We start from the raw sequence: 5,788 nt of genomic DNA, 5'->3' as shown, positions 1-5,788 counted from the left end.
TTTATTTGAAAAAATTGTTTTTTACAACAGTATCTTTTTCAGCTATAGGAAAAAGGAAGAGCCTGTCCGGCTAGAGGACAAAAGAATAAAAATGAGAATACTATAACTCTCCCTAAATCCCTCTCTCAAAGAGAGGGACTTTGAGAGCGATAAACGAAAGAACAATATCTGATGAATTTGGTGCTTAAAATGTAATTTTGGTGAAGTTGCCTTTAGTATGATATGTGATGACGATAATATGTCGTTGAAAAAACGTATCTTTGCATTTCTAAAAAAAATTAAAAACCATTTGTAAGGTTCAAATTATGATTAAAATTACATTTCCAGACGGTTCGGTTCGTGAATTTGCTAAAGGTACGACCGGATTTCAGATTGCGGAAAGTATCAGTCCGCGTTTAGCACAAGAAGTATTAGCAGTAGGTATTAACGGGGAAACATGGGATTTAAACCGCCCGATATGCGAGGATGCGACTATTAAGTTGTATAAATGGGACGATGAAGAAGGTAAGCACGCTTACTGGCATACATCAGCTCACTTAATGGCCGAAGCTCTGCAAGAGCTTTACCCAGGTATGAAATTTGGGATTGGTCCTGCTATTGAGAATGGGTTTTATTATGATGTAGACCCGGGTGATGGTGTGCAGATAAAAGAAAATGACTTGCCCGCTATCGAAGCCAAAATGATGGAACTGGTTTTGAGAAAAGAAGCTGTTGTTCGTCAGGATGTGAGTAAAGCTGAGGCTTTGAAAATGTTCGAGGCAAAGGGTGACGAGTATAAAACCGAGTTGATAAGCGACTTGGAAGATGGAACTATTACGCTTTATTCGCAAGGTAATTTTACAGATTTATGTCGTGGGCCGCACTTACCCGATACAAGCCATATTAAAGCTATTAAGCTATTGAGCGTAGCAGGGGCATACTGGCGTGGCGATGAAAGCCGTAAAATGCTTACACGTATTTATGGTATTACATTCCCTAAAAAGAAGATGCTGGACGATTATCTGGTATTGCTGGAAGAAGCTAAAAAACGCGACCATAGAAGGATAGGTAAGGAACTTGAACTATTTATGTTCTCCGAAACTGTAGGTAAAGGTTTACCTATGTGGTTGCCTCGTGGTACTTCTTTACGTTTACGATTGGAAGATTTTTTGAAAAAGATTCAGCGCCGTTTTGATTATGAGCAAGTTATAACTCCACATATTGGCAACAAACAACTTTATGTTACTTCGGGGCATTATGCCAAATATGGAAAAGACTCGTTTCAGCCAATTCATACTCCCGAAGAAGGAGAGGAATACCTGTTGAAACCAATGAACTGTCCGCATCATTGCGAGATATATAAATATAAACCACGTTCGTACAAAGACCTTCCGCTTCGTTTTGCCGAGTTTGGTACTGTATATCGTTACGAACAGAGTGGCGAATTGCATGGCTTGACTCGTGTACGTAGCTTTACGCAAGACGATGCGCATATTTTCTGCCGTCCCGACCAGTTGAAGGAAGAGTTTCTTAAGGTAATGGATATTATTTTCATTATTTTCAAAGCATTGGATTTTGAGAACTTCGAAGCGCAGATTTCATTGCGCGACCCTGAGAATAAGGAAAAATACATAGGCTCGGACGAAAACTGGGAAAAAGCTGAAAGGGCGATTGTTGAAGCGTGCGAAGAAAAAGGTTTAAAAGCCCGTGTAGAATTGGGTGAAGCTGCTTTTTATGGTCCGAAGCTCGACTTTATGGTTAAAGATGCTTTAGGACGTCGTTGGCAACTGGGTACTATTCAGGTGGATTATAACCTGCCTGAGCGCTTTGAACTGGAATATACCGGCGATGATAATCAGAAACATCGTCCGGTAATGATTCACCGTGCACCTTTCGGGTCGATGGAGCGTTTCGTTGCGGTATTGATTGAGCATACGGCAGGTAAATTTCCTTTGTGGCTGACTCCAGACCAAGTGGTTATCCTGCCTATCAGCGAGAAATTTAATGATTATGCTTACCAGATAGCAAAAGAGCTATTCGGGAAAGATATCCGCGTAACTGTGGACGACCGTAACGAAAAAATAGGGCGTAAAATCCGCGATAATGAATTGAAGCGTATCCCATATATGCTGATAGTAGGCGAGAAAGAAGCTGAAAATGGCGAAGTATCAGTACGCCGTCAGGGTGAAGGTGATAAGGGAAGCATGAAGGTTGCTGAGTTTTCCGATCTTATTACAGATGAGGTCCAAAAAATGATGGAACAGTATTAGAGGTTGTTTAAATTTTTCACAAAGAAACAGTTATAGTTTTACATGTGTCTTTTTCACAATAAATTATGTCCTTTTTTGTGAAATTTCACCTCTCATTTTACTCATTTAGCCCGCTAAAATCGTAAAATGAAGTCAAAATTTCCCTAAAAAAATACTAAAATTTATCTTGCGAGTAAAATTAAAACAACCTCTTAATTGCTTTTCAGCATTACCCCATATAATACAAAAAGCCATTTCAAAAATAGATGAAATGGCTTTTTTGTATTGTTTTTTTAGAACAACAGGGTCTTCACTTTACGTTTTCCTACCTTAATTGCATATAATTGCCCTGAGTATAATCCTGTTATGGTAGTATAATTTTCTGTAGGCTTTTTAATCTTTACAAGTTTACCGGATGAGTTGTATATATATATATCCTCGTTTAATTCATTATCCGGAAGGTATAAAGTGATAGTTTTGTTCTGCCTGTTGATAAAAACCCGTAATTCTTCTTTTGGTGCGTTATCGGCTGTTGTGGTTTGCATTTTCATTATATCCGAAAAATCAGTGATATTTTCATATTTAACGGAGTTGTCGGGATATAACGTTTTATCACTTGCCTGTACTGCATAAAAATATTCATTTTCGGGCAACAGGTTGTGTATTGTATAAGATGTGTCCGTTACGTATTGATTACGAAGAACATAATTGACAGCTTGGTCGAAACCAACTGTAATGTCGTCTATTACAGCAGCTTTGCCTGCTATATTGTATGTGAAACGAAATTGCTTGTAACGGTCCGATTCTTTAAACGTATAAGACTTTATTTCGTTTAGGTGGCTTTCTATCAGGATATTTTCAATCTCTGTCCAGTTATCCTCGTTCCATCCTTCTACCAATATATTCCCTTGATTTCGGTTATTGTCGGTAGAAGAGATATAGAATGAAAGTTTTGTAACCGGAAATATATATTTTTCTGTTTGTATGTATTCGCCCGGCTGTGATAGTTTGATGGCCTGATTTATATTTCCAATGTTTTCTTCATCTAATCTCTGAGCCGAAATAGTCCATCCGGCAGGAGATGTAAGCCCGTTATCAAATCCTTCTGTAAGTTCGTAAGCTACATTATCCGAAAAGCTGAAAACCGTTAGGTAATATCCACTTGCATCGAATACGGGTTGCCAGTTGGCTGTAAATTTGTATGGCGATATGTCCGAAGCCTCGCTTGTTACCGGAGGCACTACGTATACAGGGCGAGTTGATTGTCCGAATATGCTAATTGATTGTGTGTCAAAAAGTTTAGAGCCGAACAAAATGTTATCCGTGTGCGTTTCGTCGAAAGATGGCTCGGCGGGGTTGTACCTGATTTGAATGATGGTATTCTCAACTACAGAATCGACAGGGAGTAATGAAAGCGATTTGCCCCATTTTTCGGCAGACTGTAACTTCATTTCGAAATGGGTGCCCGATTCAAATTTTATTATAATGTCTCCAAATAGGCTTTTGCCGTTTACCACAATTTCTTGTGATGGCGAAGGAGTGCCTTGTTCGGTAGAGAAAGGTATCAAATCTTCTTCAATTGAAATTTCGGGTTTTGTGTCCGAAAAAAAGAAAGATATTACTTGATTCTGCTCTTTTATCTCTGATATCAGTTTGTTTGTTTCCGTTCCCGAGCGTAGCGTAAATGTGTACGACTGACGGTTTGATGTACCGGGAAAAACATCTCCCGACAGGGTAATATTGTTTGCTATACCATCGGCTTCGATGATATCAACCCCCATTATGTTTGGATAGTTATTTACGGTATTATTACGCCAGTCGTTTGCATTGTAATTGATTCGGGTAATAAGTAGCCCATGTCCGGGCAAGTATGTATCCCATCCTGTGTTTTGCCTGTTTTCCAATACGAAAAATTCAGTTGGGTATGGGTTTTTCCTGTTCAGATTGTGATTCCCATTTTCGGTTACAATATAGGCGGTATTACTTGTGTTTAATGCTTCTAATGATATTTCATTGTTGGTTTTAAGCTCAGTAGGCTCAAGCCAGTTTAGGTAAAAACGGTCGTAAGCAGAGTAGGAGGGTGGCGTTTTTCCATTATTCAGGTATGAGCCTACATCCATTACATTCCACGACGAAAGGGTGTGGTGGTTGGCATCATTTCTTGTAGCATAATAGTCAGGCAAGCCTAAAACGTGCCCAAATTCATGTACAAAAGTTCCTATTCCGCACATTTCGTTACCTTGATTTGAACGTAACTCCGACGTACAGGCATAATCGTAAATAATTTTTCCGTCGAATTTAGTGTTGTGGTTTGCAAGCGTCCATCGGTGAGGCCAGATGCTGTTTTTAGGCCCGTATTCGGCCTCGTTGTATCCGGCATAAAAAATAAATATATTGTCGACATAACCATCATTATCTATGTCAAACTCCGAAAAGTCTACTCCGTCTTCGTCTGCCAGTTTACAGGCATCTATTACCATCTGTTGCGGGTTTACGTCGTCTCCACCACTGTTTCGCCCGTAATATTCCATTTTTTGGGGAAGCAGGTAAGGGCCTGCTACTACAAATTCGGGGTTAAATACTTCATTGGAGCTATCCAAAAAATAGTCGCGAGCCGAGCCTGTACTCTTGTTTTCGGTGTAATTTTTTTCGTTCAGCATTCGTCTGAATGCTTCTTTAGGATTCGGTGTAACGTATTTTACATCCTGAAAATCAACTAATATAACTAATGCCTTAGGGCTTCCTTGCAGCGGATAACTGCGCCGAAATGTATTTTCTCTTGTAGGGACAGAACGTAAAAGGCTATTTTTTTTGCTCACCTGCTGCACATCTATTTTGTTGGACAGGGTTTGTAGTAGCTTCTTCTCAGTTGATGTTCTCTTCTTTATTTCGCTAGCTTTTACATTGGTGTTTATAATATTGCCATTTTCATCTACATAAGCATAATTGAAAATTCCATCCTCATCTTGTGCTAAAAGATAGCCATCAACGGTAGTTTGATAACGGAAAAACTCATCTCCCTTTAGCTGAATGGTGATTTTAGAGCCATCCGGTTGTGTTATAGTTTGTGGAAAAGGATATGCGGGTACAGCTTCGCTATTAAGCGCAAAGCTCAACAGCAAAACGAATGTACAAAATATATGTTTCTGATAATGTTGTTTCATCTGTGTATAAAACAACAAAAATAATGCTTTTTGTTTGAAAAACATTTATTTGGAGAGAACATGTTGTTTTTACTTGAAGGTGGAATGGGAGTTTCTTTATTTTACCGTTTTAACTCAAACGGCTTTTTAAATAGAGAGTTGTAGTAATGTGTCTTACGCATGCGAGGGTTGCTTTCGTTAAATATTTGCCTCAAAACCCCAAAGCCTTTACTTTTGCATCTGCATTCTTCGGATAAAAGTGAAGAATGATTTAGTTAGCTACAAGCTATAAGTCTTGTTCTTTTATCTTTTTTTAATACAATATGAATCTTTCTCAGCAAATAACCCCTCAAAAAAATGCCTTTGCAAACGTTAAAATGTTTGTAAATAGCATTATTATGTTAGAGAGAGAGAGAG

General features: G+C 38.7%; 2 protein-coding genes. One reads left to right on the top strand and one right to left on the bottom strand.

What is annotated here, in order from left to right; translation table 11 throughout:
• Positions 1 to 305 precede the first annotated feature (305 nt).
• Positions 306 to 2,249 carry a threonine--tRNA ligase gene (thrS, locus tag D0T49_RS12610; protein WP_163632222.1) on the top strand — a complete coding sequence of 648 codons (1,944 nt, stop codon included), beginning with the start codon at positions 306 to 308 and terminating at the stop codon, positions 2,247 to 2,249.
• 272 nt (positions 2,250 to 2,521) lie between these two features.
• On the opposite strand, the gene D0T49_RS12605 is transcribed toward thrS, so the two are convergent.
• A complete protein-coding gene (locus tag D0T49_RS12605; protein ID WP_163632219.1) occupies positions 2,522 to 5,392 on the bottom strand; it encodes a M6 family metalloprotease domain-containing protein in 2,871 nt (956 codons plus the stop codon).
• Positions 5,393 to 5,788: the final 396 nt, after the last annotated feature.

It is taken from the genome of Paludibacter sp. 221 (assembly GCF_010501035.1).
GTDB lineage: Bacteria > Bacteroidota > Bacteroidia > Bacteroidales > Paludibacteraceae > QVMH01.
The sequence above is the reverse complement of the archived record's forward strand: the minus strand, read 5'-3'. Positions and strand labels throughout refer to the sequence as shown.